This window comes from Priestia filamentosa, assembly GCF_900177535.1.
GTDB classification, from domain to species: domain Bacteria; phylum Bacillota; class Bacilli; order Bacillales; family Bacillaceae_H; genus Bacillus_I; species Bacillus_I filamentosa.
Window position 1 is genome coordinate 667,402 of record NZ_FXAJ01000002.1, and the last position, 18,007, is coordinate 685,408.

The following is an 18,007-nucleotide window of genomic DNA, read 5'->3' on the forward strand; positions in this document are numbered from 1 at the left end:
GGAGAGATATTAAAATGGATATCAAACAAAACGAAGAATCTTTTTATATTGGGGAGGAAGAAGGAAAAAAAGCAGAACTACACTTTACAATAGAGGGAGACACCATTGTGGTAGACCACACTTTTGTGTCAGATGAGCTAAGAGGTCAGGGAGTGGCAGGGAAACTGCTTCATCAAGTTGTGGAAATGGCTCGAGAGCAAAATAAAAAAATTACACCAACGTGTTCTTATGCTAAGCAAAAGCTTCAAGATACAAAAGAGTATCATGATGTCCTGTCATAAAAAAAGGGGGAAATAAGATGAAATATGTGATTATCGGTGGAGATGCAGCGGGAATGAGTGCTGCGATGCAAATTGTCCGCAACGATCAAGAGGCAGAGGTCATTACCCTTGAAAAAGGAGAGATTTACTCCTACGGTCAATGTGGACTTCCTTATGTGATTGGTGGAAAAGTTTCATCAACTAATGACTTGATTGTACGCAGTGCGGATACCTTTCGAGAGAAATATGGCATTAACGCTTATACACATACAGAAGTCAAAAAGGTAGACGAAAAAGAGAAAAAGGTTTATGGCATACATACAAAAACAGGAGAAGGTTTTTTCCACTCTTACGATAAACTGCTCATTGCGACAGGTGCTAGTCCAAATCAACCCGATTGGCCTGGTGTAGAGCTAGGGCATGTTCATCTGCTAAAAACGATTCCAGATGCCAAAAAGATTCAAGAAAGTCTTCAAGAGGGGATTCAAAACGTCACCATTGTAGGGGGAGGTTACATCGGCCTTGAAATGGCTGAAAACTTTCTCGAACTAGGAAAAAAAGTACGCATCATTCAACGAGGAGGACAGCTTGCTTCTCTGTTTGATGAAGAGATGGCTGCCCATATTCATGAAGAGGCAAAGCGAAAAGGGATTGAGCTTTGTTTAGAAGAAGATGTAGAAGCACTGATTGGGGAAGAGAATGTGCGGGAAATTCATACCAATAAAGGTACATATGAAACAGATCTTGTGCTGCTCGCAACAGGGGTTCATCCTAATACGCGCTTTCTAGAAGGAAGCGGTATAAAGGTGGGAATAAAGGGAGCCATTGAAGTGAATGCTTATATGGAAACGAACGTAAAAGATATTTATGCAGCAGGCGACTGTGCCCTTCACTATCATCGTATCAAACAGAAAAATGACTATGTTCCGCTTGGCACAACAGCAAATAAGCAAGGAAGAATAGCAGGACTAAATATGCTAGAGAAAGGGGTTCCTTTTCAAGGGATTGTAGGTTCTTCGATTATTCAATTTCTCGAGCTCACGCTTGGAAGAACCGGTTTAACCGAAAAGGAAGCAAAAGAGCTTCACTTCCCATATGAGGTGATTTCTTTCCAAACTAAAAGTCATGCAGGGTACTATCCACAAGCAGAGGACCTTTATCTCAAACTTCTTTATCAAAAAGATAGCGGCCTGCTTTTAGGAGGACAAATTATCGGAAAGCAAGGAGTAGATAAACGGATAGATGTGCTTGCTACCGCTCTTTATCACAAAATGACTGTTCATGAGCTTGAAGATTTAGATTTAAGCTATTCTCCGCCTTACAATAGCGTATGGGATCCGATCCAACAGGCAGTAAAAAGGCGATCACCGAAATAGAGAGAGAGGACTCATAAAAAGAGGAAGAGACAATACAGGTCTCTTCCTCTTTTTCTTAACTTGCAAGCATGCCTACATATTCCTTAAGTGCTTTATATGTTGAAGTAATCATCGCAGGAGAAAACTGATTTGGATATACTTCTGTTTTCTGATTTGATGAATAGTCTGTCGGATATGGCTCTACTGTAAGGCCAACGTTATGAAAATGTTTGACAGCACGCGGCATATGATAAGCAGATGTAACGAGAATCGGTTTTTGAAAATGCTCTTTTTTCAATAACTTTTTTGTATATTTCGCATTTTCTTCTGTGTTGCGACTTTTCGTTTCTACAAAAATGGCCTCTTGCTCAATGCCTAAACTGATTAGCTGACGTTTCGCAATATCTGCTTCACTACCGTTATCAGGATAAACAGTGCCTCCAGAAACAACAATAGGTAATCCTGTTTGATTATGTAGTCGAGCCGCTGTTAATAAGCGGTTTGCTGCACTTCCGTAGAGATGACCTTTGCCATCAACATCAGGAGTATCAAAGGTTGCCCCGCCTCCAAGCATAACAATCACATCTCCTGACACTTCTTTTGAAGGAGAGTATTGTTTCTCTAGTGTGTGAATCAAAAAGTGGCCTGTAAAAGGAATAAAGAAAAGATAGAGCAAGAAAGATAACAAAAGGAAGCAACGAGCTAGCACTTTATCCCGTCGATACGCAAATAAACCAAGTAAAAGCGTTCCTGTAACAAATAAACCAGGAGGAAGCACAAACCCGTATAAAAATTTAATAATATAAATCATTCCAATATCCGCCTTTATTTCAAAAGTCTTGATGCCGCTTCTATTATAGCGCATTTTCCCTTTCAGATTAGGGTCATTTGAAATCTTAACAAACCTTTTACGAAATCTCCTATCAAAAGAAGCATAGGCACCCGAAAAAAAGCGTTTTTGCAATGTCTATCAAATATAAGAATAAGAAAAAATTGACATAATTAACACTAGGTACTAATATTAAGTAATAAAATCTAGTCCTATTATAGGGGGAATTAAATTATGAAATCGACCGCAAAAATCACAGCCATTGGGCACTATTTACCACAACGTGTTTTATCAAATGAAGATTTAGAAAAAATGATGGACACAAGTGATGAATGGATTGTTCAGCGAACAGGAATGAAAGAAAGACATATTGCAGGAGAAGAAGAATTCTCTTCTGATTTAGCGATTAAGGCCATTGAAAATTTGATGGATCAATATGATAAAACAGTGGAAGATGTCGATTTGATTATCGTTGCTACGACAACTGCGGACTATGCTTTTCCAAGCGTAGCATGCCGCATTCAACATTATTTTGATATTAAAGAGACCGGTGCGTTTGATTTGAACGCGACATGTGCTGGTTTTACGTATGGACTTCATCTTGCCAACAGTCTTATCACATCAGGACTTCATAAAAAGATACTTGTTGTAGCTTCTGAAACGCTGTCTAAAGTCACGAACTATGAAGACCGTTCAACAGCTGTTTTATTCGGTGATGGGGCAGCCGCTTTCCTTGTGGAATATAATGAAGAAAATCTAAGCTTTATCAGTGTACATATGGGCACAAGAGGAGAAGGCGGCATACATCTTTATCGTAAAGCATTAGCTGATAAAATTGATGGAGCTTCCCTTGATCCAAGCGGAAAAATGGTTCAAAACGGACGAGAAGTGTACAAATGGGCCACACGTACAGTGCCAAAAGGAATGGAAACGTTACTAGAAAAAGGGGAAATGACAAAACAAGATTTAGACTGGTTTATTCCTCATAGTGCCAATCTCCGGATGATTGAGTCTATCTGTGAAAAAGTGGACTTTCCTGTTGAAAAAACGCTAACAAGTGTAGAGACATGTGGAAATACTTCATCTGTTTCTATTCCACTTGCCATTGGTCTTGGTGTTCAAGAAGGGAAAGTGAAAAAAGGAGATCATATGCTTCTGTATGGATTTGGAGGAGGATTAACACATCTCGGTCTTCTAATTCAATGGGGCATTTAAACATTAAGCTGTTTTTTAAGGCTTATTGTTTATAAGATATAGGGAGTTCCCTCCTTTTTTACGCTAATATTCAAAAGGTGGATCTTTTGACCAAACGAGCAAAGTGCTTAAAAGGATGATAGATAAAGGAGGGAATGTAAATTGAATCAAAATGCAGATACCAAAGAAGCAATTAAAAGATGGGAGGCATTCGCAGATACATATTCAAAAAATCATACGGAACAAGGAGACCTTCATAAAGAGGTCTTTTTAAACCCAACTTTATTTTCACTGATGGGGAATGTGAAAAACAAAAAAGTTTTAGATGCAGGGTGTGGGGAAGGGTACTTAAGCAGAATTTTATCCAAGTCTGGTGCCGCTGTAACAGCAATAGATTATACTCCAAGAATGATAGAAATTGCGAAAGAAAGAACGCCACATAATTTGGTAATTGATTATAAACATGGTAATTGCGAAGACTTAAACGCTTTAGGGGATAAAAGTTTCGATTTAATCGTGTCCAATATGGTTATTCAAGACCTTGCGAATTATGAAAAAGCATTTCAAGAAATGTATCGGTTATTAGTAGATGGAGGTCGATTTATTTTTTCGATATTGCACCCTTGTTTCGTTACTCCTGAATGTGGTTGGGAAAAAACAGAAAGCGGCGAAAAGTTGCATTGGAATGTAGATCAATATTTTTATGAAGGTGCGTATGAACAAGGTTTAGGGGATAAAGAAAAAATGCTGTTCTTTCATAGAACATTGACAAGTTATATCAACACTTTGATCAAAACGGGTTTTGTGTTAGAACGCATTGTAGAACCTATGCCGTCAGACGAAATGCTAAAAAAATATCCTTCATTTGAAGAAGATCTTAGATGTGCTGATTTTATAGTGTTTAAATTAAAAAAATAAACCAATGACCATATAAATTGTTCAACGAGCGGTTCACCTTAGTGCAATCACGATTGTAGCCATTTCCTAGTTGGATATGGCTTTTTTATACTTCTCGTAAGGACTTCACCGTTATTAAAAAGGAGTCCATTTCGACTCCTTTTTAATGACTTTTTCGTTGAACCATCCATAACATCATAAATGAAATGAGGATAATCGTTCCTACCCAACACCAAGCAAGCGTCATGTCACCGGAATCTAGCGCAACATAAATGGCCGTTGGAATCGTTTGTGTCACTCCTGGAATATTTCCTGCAAACATAAGGGTTGCTCCAAACTCTCCAAGAGCCCGGCAAAAGCTTAAAATCCCTCCAGAAATCAATGCGTTTTTAGCGAGAGGAAGGGTAATATAGAGAAAGACTTTCCACTCCGATGCTCCGTCCATGCGAGCTGCTTCTTCAATGGAAGCCTCAATACTTGCAAATCCGACTTTTGCAGCCTGATACATCAGAGGAAAAGCGACAACGGCAGAAGCGATAACGGCTGCCCACGGAGTGAAAATTAACGATTGACCAAAAAGCGACTGAATGGCTTCTCCTATAAAACTATGCTTGCCAAAGATGATGATTAAAAGAAATCCAACAACGGTTGGAGGCAAGACAAGGGGAAGCATTAAGGCTGTTTCAACAAGCGCTTTTCCACGAAAGGACCTTCTTGCAAGTCCTCGCCCTGCCAATATCCCTGTCACTAATACTACAATCCATGCGACAATGGCTACTTCTAGAGAAAGAGAAATAGGAGTCCAAAATTCAGAGAATGTAAAGTTACTTAGCTGTGAATCCATATTCTTTTAACACATTCATAGCTTCTTTCCCTTGAAGATAATCATAAAAATCATGAGCTTCCTTCTCATGATTGGAATCCTTAATGACTCCAACAGGGTAAACGATTGGATCATGGGAAGTTTCTTTTGCTGTATCGATAATTTTCACTTTATCGGATACAAGAGCATCTGTTTTATAAACAATTCCTGCTTCCACATTTCCTGTTTCTACATAGGAAAGAACTTGGCGCACATCTTTTGCGTAAACGACTTTTGGTTCAACATCTTTCCATAGTGATAACTTTTCAAGTGTTTGCTTTCCATATTCTCCAGCTGGCACCGTTTCAGGCGTGCCAAGCGCGATTTTTTCTATCTTTTGGTTATGTAAGTCTTCAAAACTAGTAAGAGAAGAAGTCTTTGGTGCAATAAGAACAAGACTATTTTGAATAAGGTCTGTACCATCTTCTTTATTAATCTCTCCCGCTTTCACAAGTTCATCAAATTTGTCTTCTGCTGCTGAGAAAAAGAGATCAACAGGGGCCCCTTGAGAAATTTGTTGCTGCAGCGTCCCAGAGCCGCCAAAGTTAAATTTAAGATCAACATGAGGATGTTCTTTTTCATATTTTTTCTCAATATCCCCTAGGGCGTCTTTTAAACTCGCTGCCGCTGATACGGTTAGCGTTATATCTTCTTGATTACTTTTGCTGTCTCCCGATGCCTTTTGCTCTGAATTTCCACACGCACTCATGAGGAGTGTGCCGCATAATACAGCAGATAGTGCTAGTGCCTTCTTTTTCATTTCATCTGTCCCCTTTATTTTATTATTAGTTATAATTAGATATAACTAATTATAATTGATTATAATATATAAAGGTCTTTGCATTCATCCTTTTTTTGCAAGAAAGAGAAGATTATACTATAGAAGAGGTGATATGATGAGCACGACTTCTTACACAATCGAAGAACTCGCATCGATTTTAAAAGTGTCAAAGTTGACTGTTTATGACTTAATAAAAAAAGGAACTCTTCCGGCTTACCGTGTTGGACGACAAATGCGTGTAGACGAAGAAGATTTAATAGACTATAAAAATCAAACCAAAAATGTTGTTATATCTCAAAAGCAAGAGGAAAAACAAAAGACACGCCCTGTTGTCATTAGCGGACAAGACGTTTCGCTTGATCTGTTAAGTAAAAGTTTAGAAGGGGAACTAAGTCAAACGCCTCTTCGTCTGTATAATGGCAGTTTAAACAGTTTAATAGATTTATATCATGGAAAGTGTGATATTGTGAGTCTTCATTTATATGATGGAGAAAGTGATACATATAATCTTCCATATGTGAAGCGTCTTCTTGTTAGTGATACTTATGTTGTTCTTCATCTTGTGAAACGAACAGCAGGATTGTATGTGCAAAAAGGCAATCCTCATAATATCCGATGTTTCGAAGATATAGCTGAAAAAGATATTAAGATGGTAAACCGAGAACGAGGGGCAGGGGCACGGGTCCTTTTAGACGAAAAGTTAAAAAGATTAGGGCTTTCAGCGTCTCATATTAGCGGGTATCATAATATTGTTACGACTCATCTTGCCGCAGCCTCCGCTGTCTCAAGCGGGAAAGCAGATGTTGGAATTGGGATTGAAAATGTAGCACGAATGAGCGATGTCGAGTTTATTCCCCTAATTGAGGAACAATATGACTTAGTGTTGTTAAAAAATGAGCGAACCAAAGAGATCATTGCATCTATTAAAAAAATACTTTCTTCAGAATCCTTTCAACAGCAGCTTCTCTCTCTTAAGGGATATAAGACAGATCAAACAGGAGAAATCTTGTATGAATCCCTTCTATAAAAAAGGGAGGAACATTTAGCAAATTGACGAATAACTCCTTTTCAGTATGTGTACAAATGTATACATACTGAAAAGGAGGCATCACCCTGGACCAAGATTTCCGTAAAAAAACATTTCGAGGCGCGAAGATTGAAGATATGATTTTAGAATTAGAAAATTTAAGTGCTTTATGTGAAGAAAAATCGCAAAAGAGTGAGGAAATGGGGAGGCAACGCTTTTATGAAGGAATGGCTGTGGCGTATACGACGTTAACCATAAAGCTTAAAGGGGAATGTGATTATATTGAACCTGCTGTTATTGACGAACTATACAAACCAATGGAAAAACATCTCAACAGAGTGAACAAAAGAAAACAGACGAGAGCGAAACCTGCTCGTTTTGCCGAAGAAGCAAAGAAAAAGTCGGTGGACTTGCCATGGGGCCTGGTGTATCGATTTGTAAGAGCTGTTTAGAGTTTGGAGTAGAAGTGCTGAACGCGCCTGCACCCCATTCTTAAGGTTTTGAGACTCCATAATTCTTCTTGTAGAATTTTCACATGTGACAACCTCTCCTTTACATATCCTGTAAAGAGACGAGGTGAGGAAGATGAGAGCGAAGACGAATCATATTGTGATTTATACAATAGAAGCTTCTACAATTAAAAAGATCGTCGTGGTAGATCTTTTCTTTGGTACAGGGATTTACTATGCGGCGAAAATTATCTCTGCAAGCGTTATGATTGGAATGATTAGTAGCATAGCGGGAACAGAAGGGGTCAAAAGATTTCAAAAAAGAAAAAATAGAGGGAGAACCTTAGTCAAATAAAACCCAAGACGAGAAGATTCTCATCTTGGGTTTTATTTTAAATAATCTCATCAATCACCCCGTAGTTTTTCGCTTCTTCCGCGCTTAGGAAGTAATCACGGTCCGTATCTTGCACAACTTTATCATAAGGCTGTCCTGTGCGGTCTGCAATAATCCGATTAATGTGTTCTTTTAGTTTAAGGATCCGCTTTGCTGAAATTTCAATTTCAGTGGCTTGACCGCGTGCTCCTCCAAGCGGCTGATGAAGCATTATTTCACTATTTGGCAAAGCAAATCGTTTTCCTTTCGCTCCTCCGAGCAGTAAAAGAGCTCCAAACGAAGCGGCCATTCCTGTACAAATGGTGCGAACATCTGGTTGAATATGCTGCATAGTATCAAAAATAGCAAATCCCGCTGAGACTGATCCACCTGGACTGTTAATATAAAGAGAAATATCTTTTTCGGCATTATCCGCTGTTAAAAAGAGCAGTTGTGCCACAATGCTGTTAGCCATGGAATCATTAATTTCGTTGCTCACCATAATAATGCGATCTTTTAAAAGACGTGAATAAATGTCATATGAACGTTCACCAGATGCTGATTGTTCAATTACATATGGAATATGATTCATGCTTAACCCTCCTTTTTCTTATGACGCGATGTTGAGAGAACTGTAAGAGCGGAATACCATATGAGCCATTGGTTCGAATGCCTTTTTTTGTTTTAGGAAAGAAAGTAAAGGTGCAGGATCTTCCTCTTGAATACTCTTTGAAATAGCATCTACAAGTTCTTGATTGTTGATTTTTTCTTCTTCGTTTTCTCCGCGAAGTTTTGTTCGTGCTCGTTTTAAAAGAGCCTTAACTCCAGGTTCTGTCATTTCAAGAATGGAGGAGATTTCATTGATTTTATATTGAAAAGCTTCTTTTAAAGTGAGTATCACTGCTTGTTTGGGCGTGAGCGAATGTAAAAGAGCTTCAACTTCTTCCTGCCGGGTTTCTTTCGTTAAGGTATGGTGATCTGTTTCACCAACTGTTTCTCGACTTCTTTTACGCGTTTCATCTATCCATTTATGATAGGCTATTTTCTTTAATAAAGCAGGGGTAAGAGACCCGTAGTTTTGCATCGCTTTTAACATCGTTTCTTGTGCTAAATCTTCTCCATCCCATTTATCTCCTGAAAGGAAACAACAGTAAGGAAGAAGGCCTTTATAAAGCTCTTGTACCTCAATTTCTTCCTTGTTTCTTTTGTTTAGCTCTAACATGGATTTTAATCCTCCTTTTAAGTTCTCTCTCTTTTAAAACGAATGAAACGGTGAAAAAGATATGGGGACTTCATTTATATATAAAATCATTTTGTTCTTTATCTTATCAAAAACAGGGAATTTGAGGTATAATGAAGAAGGTACAAAGGTGACAATCCTTCATTATAGTGGATTTTTGTTATCTTTAAGCGTATAATACATATCGATTTAAAGTTGAAAGCGAGTGTTCATAATGGGACGTAAATGGAACAATATTAAAGAAAAGAAAGCATCAAAAGACGCGAAAACAAGTCGAGTTTATGCTAAATTTGGTCGCGAAATCTACGTGGCGGCGAAAAGTGGAGAGCCTGATCCAGAGGCAAACCAAACGCTAAAATTTGTGCTTGAGCGCGCTAAAACATATAACGTGCCAAAAGCAATTATTGATCGTGCAATCGAAAAAGCAAAAGGCGGCGGCGAAGAAAACTATGACCAACTTCGCTATGAAGGCTTTGGTGTAAACGGATCAATGGTGATTGTGGATGCGTTAACAAACAACGTCAATCGTACCGCTTCTGACGTACGTGCGGCATTCGGAAAAAACGGCGGAAACATGGGTGTGAGCGGTTCTGTTGCTTACATGTTTGACCCAACAGGCGTAATTGGCCTTGAAGGCAAAAATGAAGAAGAAGTGCTTGAAATTTTAATGGAAGCAGATGTTGACGCACGTGATATTCTAGAAGAAGACGAAGCCGTGATCATCTATACAGAACCAGATGAGTTTCAGGCTGCTCAAGAAGCCCTTCGCACTGCAGGTGTAGAAGACTTTACAGTGGCAGAGCTTACAATGCTTCCTCAAACTGAAGTAACACTTTCTGAAGAAGACCAAGCTTTATTTGAAAAAATGGTGGATGCACTAGAAGATTTAGAAGACGTACAACAAGTGTATCACAATGTGGATCTAGGTGAATAATTTAAGATAAGTTTAAGTTACGGGACTAAGCCTCACTTCTTGTATGAGAAATGCACTTATACAAGAAGTGAGGCTTTTGTTTCGAGAAGATGGATAAGTTCATACAAAAATCTTCATTCCTTCCTGTTATCATAAACCATTCCTCATTGAATATATTGCGTTTAGAATGATTATCTTGTCCTTTTGCAAAAGAATTCATGTAGTAGGGGTATTTGTTTGACTCTTGTAAGTGTTATTCATTTACTTAACGATATTCTACAAAGCAAGGAGAAGAACATGAAAAAATTCATTAGTACGAGGATGGCAAGTTATATCATCCTTGCCATTAATACGCTGGCCCTACTCATGCATGTGCTCATATTACTAAACATTTTGCCATATGACTTTGTATGGGGAGGACGATTAAAGAGACAGGAAGACGTTATCCTCTTCGAAATGGTATCCATTCTGATCCAAATGATATTTATTTCAATTGTGGCGGTAAAAGCAGGGTATATTTTAAAAGGACAATTTAAAAGAACGTCAAACATCGGGATATGGGGTATATTTGGAGTGATGATTCTGAACTCTATAGGTAATTTAGCTTCACACTCTTTCTTAGAAACAGTAGTCATGACCCCGATTACGTTTTTACTTGCTCTTTTAGTATTCAGATTGGCAATTGAAAAGTAATCGTATATAAAGTCTTGAAAATCTAACGGAAAATCCTATTTTATAGAAAAGCAAGAGGAGAACAAAATGAGTGATGTATATAAAAATTATCAAGCTTTAACATCAGACAAAGTAGAAGGCAACCATTACCAAGTGCGATATCAAGATCACCAATCACTTCTTTGTCTTTCCGCTCCCCATGGAGGTGGAATTGAAGCAGGCACAACGGAGTTGGTTGAAGCCATTTCCATGAGTCGACCCGCATGGTCTTGGTATGTTTTTGAAGGATTACAGTCTTCAGGGAATCGTGATTTACATATTACCTCAACCAACTTTGACGAACCTCGCCAACTTCGGCTGTTAGAAAATGTTCACTGGCATATTACGTTTCATGGCATGCGTGGTACAAAGGCTGAAACGTATATCGGAGGACGGGATGTGGAGTTAAAAGAAACGATTAGACAGAAGCTTACGGAAAAAGGTTTTATTGTAAAAGACGCAAGAAAAGGATTTGCAGGGATGGAAAGCCGGAATATTACAAATGCAACCGTACAGGGGATGGGCGTGCAGCTCGAACTGACCGCAGAGCAAAGGAAACGATTTTTCCGTCATCACAACTGGGCAAAATCAAACCGGCGACATCCTTCGAACTGGACAAAGTCTTTGCGTGATTACAAAAATGCGTTGGTTGAAGCGATTGAGGAACATATGAAAGGAAGACCTTCTTAGGGAATGAGGAGGTCTTTTTATTATTTTTTCGAAAAGATCTCTTGACAAAAATTCCATAAAAGGGATAAAATGATAAAAATTAAAAATTGAGCGCTGATGAGAAGAGTACGTAGAAAATGAAAAGTACAGAGAGCCCTGAATCGCTGAGAAAGGGTGTTTTCATTTCTACCGAAGCAAGCCTCTGAGCTTCACATGGGAACCTTTTCGTAAGGGGATAGTGTGACAGGAGCTCCTGTTATTGAGCTAGGGTATCGTTGTACCTAATGAGGCTTTCTATGGCAACATAGAAGGCGAACTGGGGTGGCACCGCGAAAACATCTCGCCCCCAAGATGAAGAATCTTGGGGGTGGGATGTTTTTTTTATGTAAATAGAGGGGGGGAGCTCAGAATGAAAAAAGAATGGAACACGATGAATCTTTTACTTGTCAACCTTGGCATTACAGGAGTAGGAAGCTGGGTTTACTTTATAGCTTTAAATCTGATCGTGCTTGAGCAAACGCACTCTGTTTTTGCTGTTACCGTGCTGTATCTTTTAAAAGCAAGTGCCGCTCTTTTGGCGAATATAGGGGCAGGAAGCCTTGTGGACCGGGCTCGCACAAAGCAGCTTATGATTGTTCTTCAACTTATTCAAGCAGGGCTAATAGTGCTTCTTCCTTTATTAGATACCATACTTATGCTTTATGTTGTCGTATTTCTCATTAATATCGCAAGCGCCATGTATCATCCTACAGTGCTGTCGTATACAACAAAACTGGTGGCTGTAGAGCATCGTAAAACCTTTAACTCATATAAAAGCTTGCTTGACTCTGGAGCGTTTATCACAGGGCCTGCGCTTGCTGGTTTATTTATGATGAAAGAGGGAGGAGACCTTGCTATTTATTTAAACGGAGCGGCTCTTTTACTGGCAGCTTTGCTCACCTTATTATTACCAGACGTCGAAAAGGAGAGAGAAAAACAAGATTCTTTATCATTCACCATGTTAAAAAAGGATATGGTTCTTGTTTATCGATTTTTCTCTAGGTTTCCGTATATCGTGCTTATTTCGCTTCTTTTTCATCTGATGACGGTTTTCATGACAGCTACAGATTCACTAGAAGCTGCCTTTGCTACAACAGTTATTGAACTAACAGAAGGAGAATATGGAGTGATTGTAAGTGGGGCAGGTGGGGGAATTTTAGTTGGGTCTTTCGTTAATGCATGGCTTATTCATCAACTTTCTCTCTTACGCTTAATGAGTGTAGGAGCCGTCATCATTTCACTTGGCTATTTGCTTTTTGCTTTTTCGAACACGTTTGTTCTCGCTTTTACTGGATGTTTTACCCTTTCTTTTGCCCTTGCGTTTTTGAATGCTGGATTTTTAACCTTTTATCAAAACAGCGTTCCTGTTCATTTGATTGGCCGAATGAGCAGCATGCTTACCTTCATTGAATCACTGCTTGTTCTCTTCTTTACTGTTTGTTTCGGATGGTTAGCCGAAATGTTCTCTATTCGGATGACGGTGGTCATTGGAGCGTGTAGCATGGCACTGCTCGCTATCGTTTTTGGAGGTGTGAATTTTCAAACAGTTCGTGCTCGTTTCTGCCCAGATAGGGAGCTTAAAGAAAAAAATCCCGCTTCAAAACCGCTCTAATTCTCCTAATATCTGATACTATAGAAAGGAACTGCTTTTTAAAATCGAACGATTGGGGTTTTTTTATGCTAGACCGTCTAAATTACTATATTGGAAAGTGGATGCCACTAATCACACCACTCAGCGTTGCTGCGGGAGTGTTAGCTTACACAAACTTACACTCACTCTCTTTTTTAGTGCCGTGGTTGTTCGCTTTCATGACGTTTGTGGGAAGTTTAAAATCAAACTTTAAATCTCTCCAAAATACAGTGCTACATCCATTTCCGCTTCTTTTAACGCTCGTTGTTCTTCATGTTATTACACCACTTTGGGCATTTGCCATTGGGCATTTGTTTTTTCCGAATGACCCGTATACGGTCACAGGAATGACGCTCGCTCTTGTTATTCCAACAGGGATTACAAGTATGATTTGGGTATCCATGTATAAAGGAAATATTCCATTGACGCTGTCGATTATTTTAATTGATACCCTGCTTTCTCCTTTTATTGTTCCGTTCAGCATGTCTATATTAGCAGGAGAAACGGTTGAGATGCAAACGGTCGAAATGATGAAAGGTTTATTTTTTATGGTGGTACTTCCATCTCTTCTAGCAATGCTTGTGAACCAATTCAGTGCTCGGGCGCGGATTGAGAAAATGAGTCGGACGCTTTCTCCGTTTTCCAAGCTTACGCTACCTGCTGTTATTATGATTAATAGCTCTGCGATTGCGCCTTATTTGCGTCATATTGATGCAAAGCTTTTAGGAATTTTAGGGACGATTTTATTTATCGTTCTAGCAGGATATCTCTTTTCTTGGGGATTAGCCGCTTTGTTCAAGCAAACGCGTGAAAATGTCGTGACCATTATCTATACAGGAGGCATGCGTAACATTAGTGCTGGTACGGTCATTGCGGTTAGCTTTTTCCCAGCACAAGTGGCTGTTCCTGTCGTGTTTTGTATGTTGTTTCAACAAGTACTCGCTGCTTTCCACGGCTATCTTTTGACCGTCTTTTACAACCGCCGCACACTTCTTGCTAAAAATGTGAATCATTAACGTTAAAAAAGGCCTTGTTTTTTTAACAAGGCCTTTTTTAACTCTCTGCTCTCTACTTCATATCTTGATCTTCCATATTCATTTCAACGCTTTCTACTTTATCGTCCTTTGTGACTTCCAAACGAACCACTTTATCTTTTAAATCTTGATTGCTGTCATCATCATGTTCAAAATCAGCCGTTTTTTCATATGTTTTTTCGCCGTTTTTTACTTTAACGGTAAGGCTCTTGTCATCTTCTTTCACAAATGTTCCAATGACGTTATATTCGCCGTCCTTCTCTTTATCGTACACTCCGTTGTCATCTGCTTTTGCTTGGGGCATAAGCTCTAAACTTTCCGCTTCCTCACTTTTGGCATTTACTTCTACTTTCACAAGTTTCCCTTTTACTTCTGTGTTGTCCGGTTCATCCGTTTTAAAAGAAGCGGCTTTCTTTACGGTTACTTTTTCATTATCAATCATCATTACAAGCTCGTTGTCTTTTTCACTTTCTAACGTCCCGACAAGATCGAAATCATCTTCCATGCCATCATCTTGCTCGTTGTCATCACGAGCGTACTGTTTTAAATCATTTGACGTAGCAGATTCATTGGTAGCCGCGTTGTTATTGGTTTCAGAAGTTGAATTGGTATCGCTTCCATTTTGAGTTGTATTTTCTTCACTAGTGCCGCATCCTGCAAGTGTACCGATCGTTAACATCCCAATAAGAGGGAAGGTAAGAAACGTTTTTTTCATCTTCCATACTCTCCTTTATCTGTTTTTCATCTTTATAGCCGTTTTCTTTCATTTTTAAACAAAAAAAGAGAGAAGAAGAAATCTTCTTCTCTCTTAATTCGCTGGGGCATCTACTTTTTCCGCTTGAAAATAATAGTCACTAAATACATCTGTTAACGCAGACACGGTATTTGCTAGTTCATCCATATTGTTGTCAACGCCGCCAACTTCAATTAAAATCGCTCGAGGGGAAATGTCTTGATTGTAGACGCCATTTCCGCTTGCACCTGTTTTCCCGATAACCCCTCGACTTAGACCTGGATATTTCTTTTCAAGAGCGTGGTGAAGATCTTGGGCGAATTTGACGTTTTGTTCATAGTTTGGCTGTTCTTTTCCAATCACAAACGCGACTTTTGCGTAGCCTTTTTCCTTGATTTTAATTGTGGTATGATCGCCTCTTAGTGAATCACGATGAAGATCAATAAAATAGGAGAGATCATCACTTTGACTTTTCGCCGCTTCTACGACTTCACGTGAAGCCCGGTAGGCTTGAACGGTTCCCCATCCTTTTGTATTCAGCTTTTGGGTCATATTGGTTGTATCCACAATTGAGCCAATGTTGTTTTTTTCTAAACTGTTGCCAAGCATTTTCCCAACAAGCGTAATGTTTGTTCGATTGTCTACCGCTTTATCAGCATCAGGATCATCCGTTAACCCGAGAATCGGAAGGTAAGATTCCCAGCTGTGTGTATGGTAAATATACACCTTTTTCTCTTTAATGCCCCCGTTCGGCGGTTGCTGCGGTTCTTCTGGCTGTGCTGGCTCTTCCGCTCCTGAATCGTTATTTTGATCTTTTTCTAAAATGGTATCAAGCGATGGAGAAGACTCTACAGGCGTATTTGTATAGTTTGTCCCTTGTCCAGGTGTGATAATTTCAGAATGATAGGAAAAGAAACCAGGTAAACTATCACCGAGAAGGGTAATTGCGCTGTTTAATTTAATATTTGTTGTCGCCTGTAATCCAAGAGAAGAAAGAGACAAAGGCTCACGGTTCTCAGAAGCAAAAGCAGGCGTTTCAGTTTCAAGCATGGTTAAAAAAATGCTGTCTGAACTAGTATTTAATGTATGGCTAATATAAGAAGGAAATCTGAGCTGAAGTTTAAAAGTCGTGGTCGTAAGGGCCGTGACGAAAAACGTAAACACAATGACAATTGCAATGAGCGCTGATAGAGGAAGAAAGGCAATCTTTCCATGCTCGTATTTCCACTTTTTCATAGTTTAATCCCTCATTTAAAATTGAAGTATAATAGTATCTATGCAAAAAAATAGTAGGTTATGATAGAATATACAAATTTTACTAGAGTTAAGGAAAAAATTTAGTTTACCATAACTAAATTTATGTAAACTAAATAAGTGGGAACATTATACATATTTTACTTAGGGAATGGACATGCTAATGAAAGCTCATAAAAGGGAGGAAAATACCTATGTTCCATGAGGGAAAAATACCTGAGTTTTCAACATCGTACTGGCGAGAATCAACAGATGTTCCTTCGTTTTCACCGTTAAAGGAAAACATTGATGTAGATGTAGCCGTGATTGGAGGGGGAATTGCTGGAGTCACAACGGCTTATTTGCTTACGCTTGAAGGCAAAAGCGTGGCGCTTTTAGAAGCAGACAAGCTTTTTGATGGCACAACAAGTCACACTACAGCGAAAATGACCACTCAGCACGGATTGATTTATGACAAGATGATTGGATATGTAGGTGAAGCAGAAGCGGCTCTTTATTATGAAGGAAATAATGAAGCGCTCAAGTTTTTACAACATACGATTACATCACAAAATATCTCGTGTGATTATACAGTTGAGGATGCTTACGTATATGCGACAACAGATACATATGTCAAAAAGGTCGAAAAAGAATATGAGGCGTATAAAAAGCTTGGAATTGAAGGAGAGCATCTTACTTCTCTTCCGCTTGATCTAAGTGAAAAAGCCGCGGTGATGATTCCAGATCAAGGGCAGTTTCATCCCTTAAAGTATCTTGTTCACCTTGTGAAAGAGATGACAGCGAAAGGGGCTCAAATTTTTGAATCAACTCAAGCTGTCGATATTAAAGAAGGCAAAACGCAAACGGTTGTTACAAAAGAAGGGCATAGTGTGAATTGTAAAGATGTGGCTTGCTGTACTCATTTTCCATTCTATGATGGAAAAGGCTTTTACTTTTCACGTATGTATGCATCACGTTCTTATGTTCTTGGGATTATAAGTGAGAAACGGTATCCAGGAGGCATGTATTTAAGCGCTGAGCCTTCGTCTGATTCCCTTCGTTATACAACCGTAGATGATCAGAAACTGCTCCTTGTCGGCGGGCAAGAGCATACAACAGGACGAAGTGAGGAAACGATTAAGCATTATGAAGCGATCTATTCATTTGCTCATCATTCCGTTGGTGTAAAAGAATGCTTGTACAGATGGTCAGCTCAAGATTTGATCTCGCTTGATGAAACGCCTTATATTGGACGCATTTCAGAAAATTCTCCTCATGTTTATGTTGCTACAGGATTCCGCAAATGGGGCATGACCCATGGTACGCTTTCAGGGATGATGATTCGCGATGCCATTCTAGAGAAGGAAAAGCGCTATGCTTCCTTCTTCACACCATCTCGGTTCCGCCCGAATCCGAGTGTGAAAAATTTTGTCACACAAAATATGGAGGTTGCAGCAGAGCTAACAAAAGGAAAGCTCGATTTCACAAGAGGAAATGCTTATCATTTGAAAAAAGATGAAGGGTCCATTGTAAGTGTGAATGGAAAACGAGCGGGAGCTTACCGGGACAGAGAAGGCTGTCTTCATCTTGTGGATACAACGTGTACGCATATGGGCTGTGAAGTGGAATGGAACAGCGGTGAGCGAACATGGGACTGCCCTTGTCATGGTTCGCGTTTTTCCTATGACGGCGAAGTTGTCGAAGGACCTGCTCAAAAGCCGCTCGCTTCATTAGAAGATGAGGATATTAAGAAATAAAAAAAGCTTCTCTAACGTAGT

21 protein-coding genes and 1 other annotated feature are annotated in these 18,007 nt (G+C 39.2%); of the genes, 14 read left to right on the top strand and 7 right to left on the bottom strand.

The features are described from left to right. Positions 1-14: 14 nt before the first annotated feature. Complete coding sequence (locus B9N79_RS10360; protein WP_040057552.1) at positions 15-281, top strand: GNAT family N-acetyltransferase; 267 nt, start codon at positions 15-17, stop codon at positions 279-281. A gap of 17 nt (positions 282-298) precedes the next feature. Next, positions 299-1,636 carry a CoA-disulfide reductase gene (locus tag B9N79_RS10365; protein ID WP_040057551.1) on the top strand — a complete coding sequence of 446 codons (1,338 nt, stop codon included), beginning with the start codon at positions 299-301 and terminating at the stop codon, positions 1,634-1,636. Between the two features lie 55 nt (positions 1,637-1,691). On the opposite strand, the gene B9N79_RS10370 is transcribed toward B9N79_RS10365, so the two are convergent. Beyond that, positions 1,692-2,426 (bottom strand): YdcF family protein, encoded by a 735-nt coding sequence (locus tag B9N79_RS10370; protein ID WP_019394304.1) that lies wholly within the window; start codon positions 2,424-2,426, stop codon positions 1,692-1,694. Positions 2,427-2,678: 252 nt separating this feature from the next. On the opposite strand from B9N79_RS10370, the gene B9N79_RS10375 reads away from it, so the two are divergent. After that, positions 2,679-3,659 (top strand): ketoacyl-ACP synthase III, encoded by a 981-nt coding sequence (locus tag B9N79_RS10375; protein WP_046217323.1) that lies wholly within the window; start codon positions 2,679-2,681, stop codon positions 3,657-3,659. Between the two features lie 141 nt (positions 3,660-3,800). Next, entirely contained in the window at positions 3,801-4,556 is a 756-nt protein-coding gene (locus tag B9N79_RS10380; protein ID WP_040057548.1) for a class I SAM-dependent methyltransferase, read from the top strand. A gap of 142 nt (positions 4,557-4,698) precedes the next feature. On the opposite strand, the gene modB is transcribed toward B9N79_RS10380, so the two are convergent. After that, positions 4,699-5,379: a molybdate ABC transporter permease subunit gene (gene modB, locus B9N79_RS10385; RefSeq protein ID WP_040057547.1), complete on the bottom strand. Its 681-nt coding sequence runs from the start codon at positions 5,377-5,379 to the stop codon at positions 4,699-4,701. Next, complete coding sequence (gene modA / locus B9N79_RS10390) at positions 5,360-6,157, bottom strand: molybdate ABC transporter substrate-binding protein (protein ID WP_040057546.1); 798 nt, start codon at positions 6,155-6,157, stop codon at positions 5,360-5,362. The genes modB and modA overlap by 20 nt, the downstream gene beginning before the upstream one ends. A gap of 133 nt (positions 6,158-6,290) precedes the next feature. Between modA and B9N79_RS10395 the strand changes: the two genes are divergently transcribed. From B9N79_RS10395 to B9N79_RS10405, 4 genes are all read left to right on the top strand, one after another. Next, positions 6,291-7,205, top strand: coding sequence for a substrate-binding domain-containing protein (locus tag B9N79_RS10395; RefSeq protein ID WP_040057545.1), 915 nt, complete (start codon positions 6,291-6,293; stop codon positions 7,203-7,205). Positions 7,206-7,405: 200 nt separating this feature from the next. Then, positions 7,406-7,657 carry a hypothetical protein gene (locus B9N79_RS10400; RefSeq protein WP_240516685.1) on the top strand — a complete coding sequence of 84 codons (252 nt, stop codon included), beginning with the start codon at positions 7,406-7,408 and terminating at the stop codon, positions 7,655-7,657. Further along, on the top strand, positions 7,621-7,701 hold the full coding sequence (locus tag B9N79_RS26520; RefSeq protein ID WP_231573134.1) for a hypothetical protein: 81 nt from the start codon (positions 7,621-7,623) through the stop codon (positions 7,699-7,701). Before B9N79_RS10400 ends, B9N79_RS26520 begins: the two co-directional genes overlap by 37 nt. Before the next feature lie 89 nt (positions 7,702-7,790). Beyond that, positions 7,791-8,009 carry a hypothetical protein gene (locus B9N79_RS10405; protein ID WP_040057544.1) on the top strand — a complete coding sequence of 73 codons (219 nt, stop codon included), beginning with the start codon at positions 7,791-7,793 and terminating at the stop codon, positions 8,007-8,009. 37 nt (positions 8,010-8,046) lie between these two features. Here B9N79_RS10405 and clpP read toward each other — a convergent pair whose 3' ends face one another. Next, positions 8,047-8,619, bottom strand: coding sequence for an ATP-dependent Clp endopeptidase proteolytic subunit ClpP (gene clpP / locus B9N79_RS10410; protein ID WP_019394296.1), 573 nt, complete (start codon positions 8,617-8,619; stop codon positions 8,047-8,049). Between the two features lie 18 nt (positions 8,620-8,637). Continuing rightward, the gene (locus tag B9N79_RS10415) at positions 8,638-9,249 is read right to left on the bottom strand and encodes a sigma factor-like helix-turn-helix DNA-binding protein (protein WP_048896793.1); all 612 of its coding nucleotides are present in this window, start codon (positions 9,247-9,249) and stop codon (positions 8,638-8,640) included. A 232-nt stretch (positions 9,250-9,481) separates the two neighbouring features. Between B9N79_RS10415 and B9N79_RS10420 the strand changes: the two genes are divergently transcribed. The 5 genes from B9N79_RS10420 (at position 9,482) to B9N79_RS10440 (ending at position 14,245) form a co-directional block, all read left to right on the top strand. Further along, positions 9,482-10,201 carry a YebC/PmpR family DNA-binding transcriptional regulator gene (locus tag B9N79_RS10420; protein ID WP_019394294.1) on the top strand — a complete coding sequence of 240 codons (720 nt, stop codon included), beginning with the start codon at positions 9,482-9,484 and terminating at the stop codon, positions 10,199-10,201. Positions 10,202-10,477: 276 nt separating this feature from the next. Next, positions 10,478-10,873: a hypothetical protein gene (locus tag B9N79_RS10425; RefSeq protein ID WP_040058366.1), complete on the top strand. Its 396-nt coding sequence runs from the start codon at positions 10,478-10,480 to the stop codon at positions 10,871-10,873. Between the two features lie 66 nt (positions 10,874-10,939). Continuing rightward, positions 10,940-11,581 (top strand): poly-gamma-glutamate hydrolase family protein, encoded by a 642-nt coding sequence (locus B9N79_RS10430; RefSeq protein ID WP_040057542.1) that lies wholly within the window; start codon positions 10,940-10,942, stop codon positions 11,579-11,581. A gap of 84 nt (positions 11,582-11,665) precedes the next feature. Continuing rightward, positions 11,666-11,911 (top strand) — a binding site (T-box leader). A gap of 58 nt (positions 11,912-11,969) precedes the next feature. After that, the gene (locus B9N79_RS10435) at positions 11,970-13,211 is read left to right on the top strand and encodes an MFS transporter (RefSeq protein WP_048896794.1); all 1,242 of its coding nucleotides are present in this window, start codon (positions 11,970-11,972) and stop codon (positions 13,209-13,211) included. A gap of 65 nt (positions 13,212-13,276) precedes the next feature. Next, a complete protein-coding gene (locus B9N79_RS10440) occupies positions 13,277-14,245 on the top strand; it encodes a bile acid:sodium symporter family protein (protein WP_085118218.1) in 969 nt (322 codons plus the stop codon). 52 nt (positions 14,246-14,297) lie between these two features. On the opposite strand, the gene B9N79_RS10445 is transcribed toward B9N79_RS10440, so the two are convergent. Both B9N79_RS10445 and spoIIP read right to left on the bottom strand, forming a co-directional pair. Beyond that, on the bottom strand, positions 14,298-14,978 hold the full coding sequence (locus tag B9N79_RS10445; RefSeq protein WP_040057539.1) for a hypothetical protein: 681 nt from the start codon (positions 14,976-14,978) through the stop codon (positions 14,298-14,300). Between the two features lie 93 nt (positions 14,979-15,071). Continuing rightward, positions 15,072-16,232, bottom strand: coding sequence for a stage II sporulation protein P (gene spoIIP, locus B9N79_RS10450; RefSeq protein ID WP_019394288.1), 1,161 nt, complete (start codon positions 16,230-16,232; stop codon positions 15,072-15,074). Between the two features lie 212 nt (positions 16,233-16,444). On the opposite strand from spoIIP, the gene B9N79_RS10455 reads away from it, so the two are divergent. Continuing rightward, a complete protein-coding gene (locus B9N79_RS10455) occupies positions 16,445-17,986 on the top strand; it encodes an FAD-dependent oxidoreductase (RefSeq protein WP_040057538.1) in 1,542 nt (513 codons plus the stop codon). Positions 17,987-18,007: the final 21 nt, after the last annotated feature.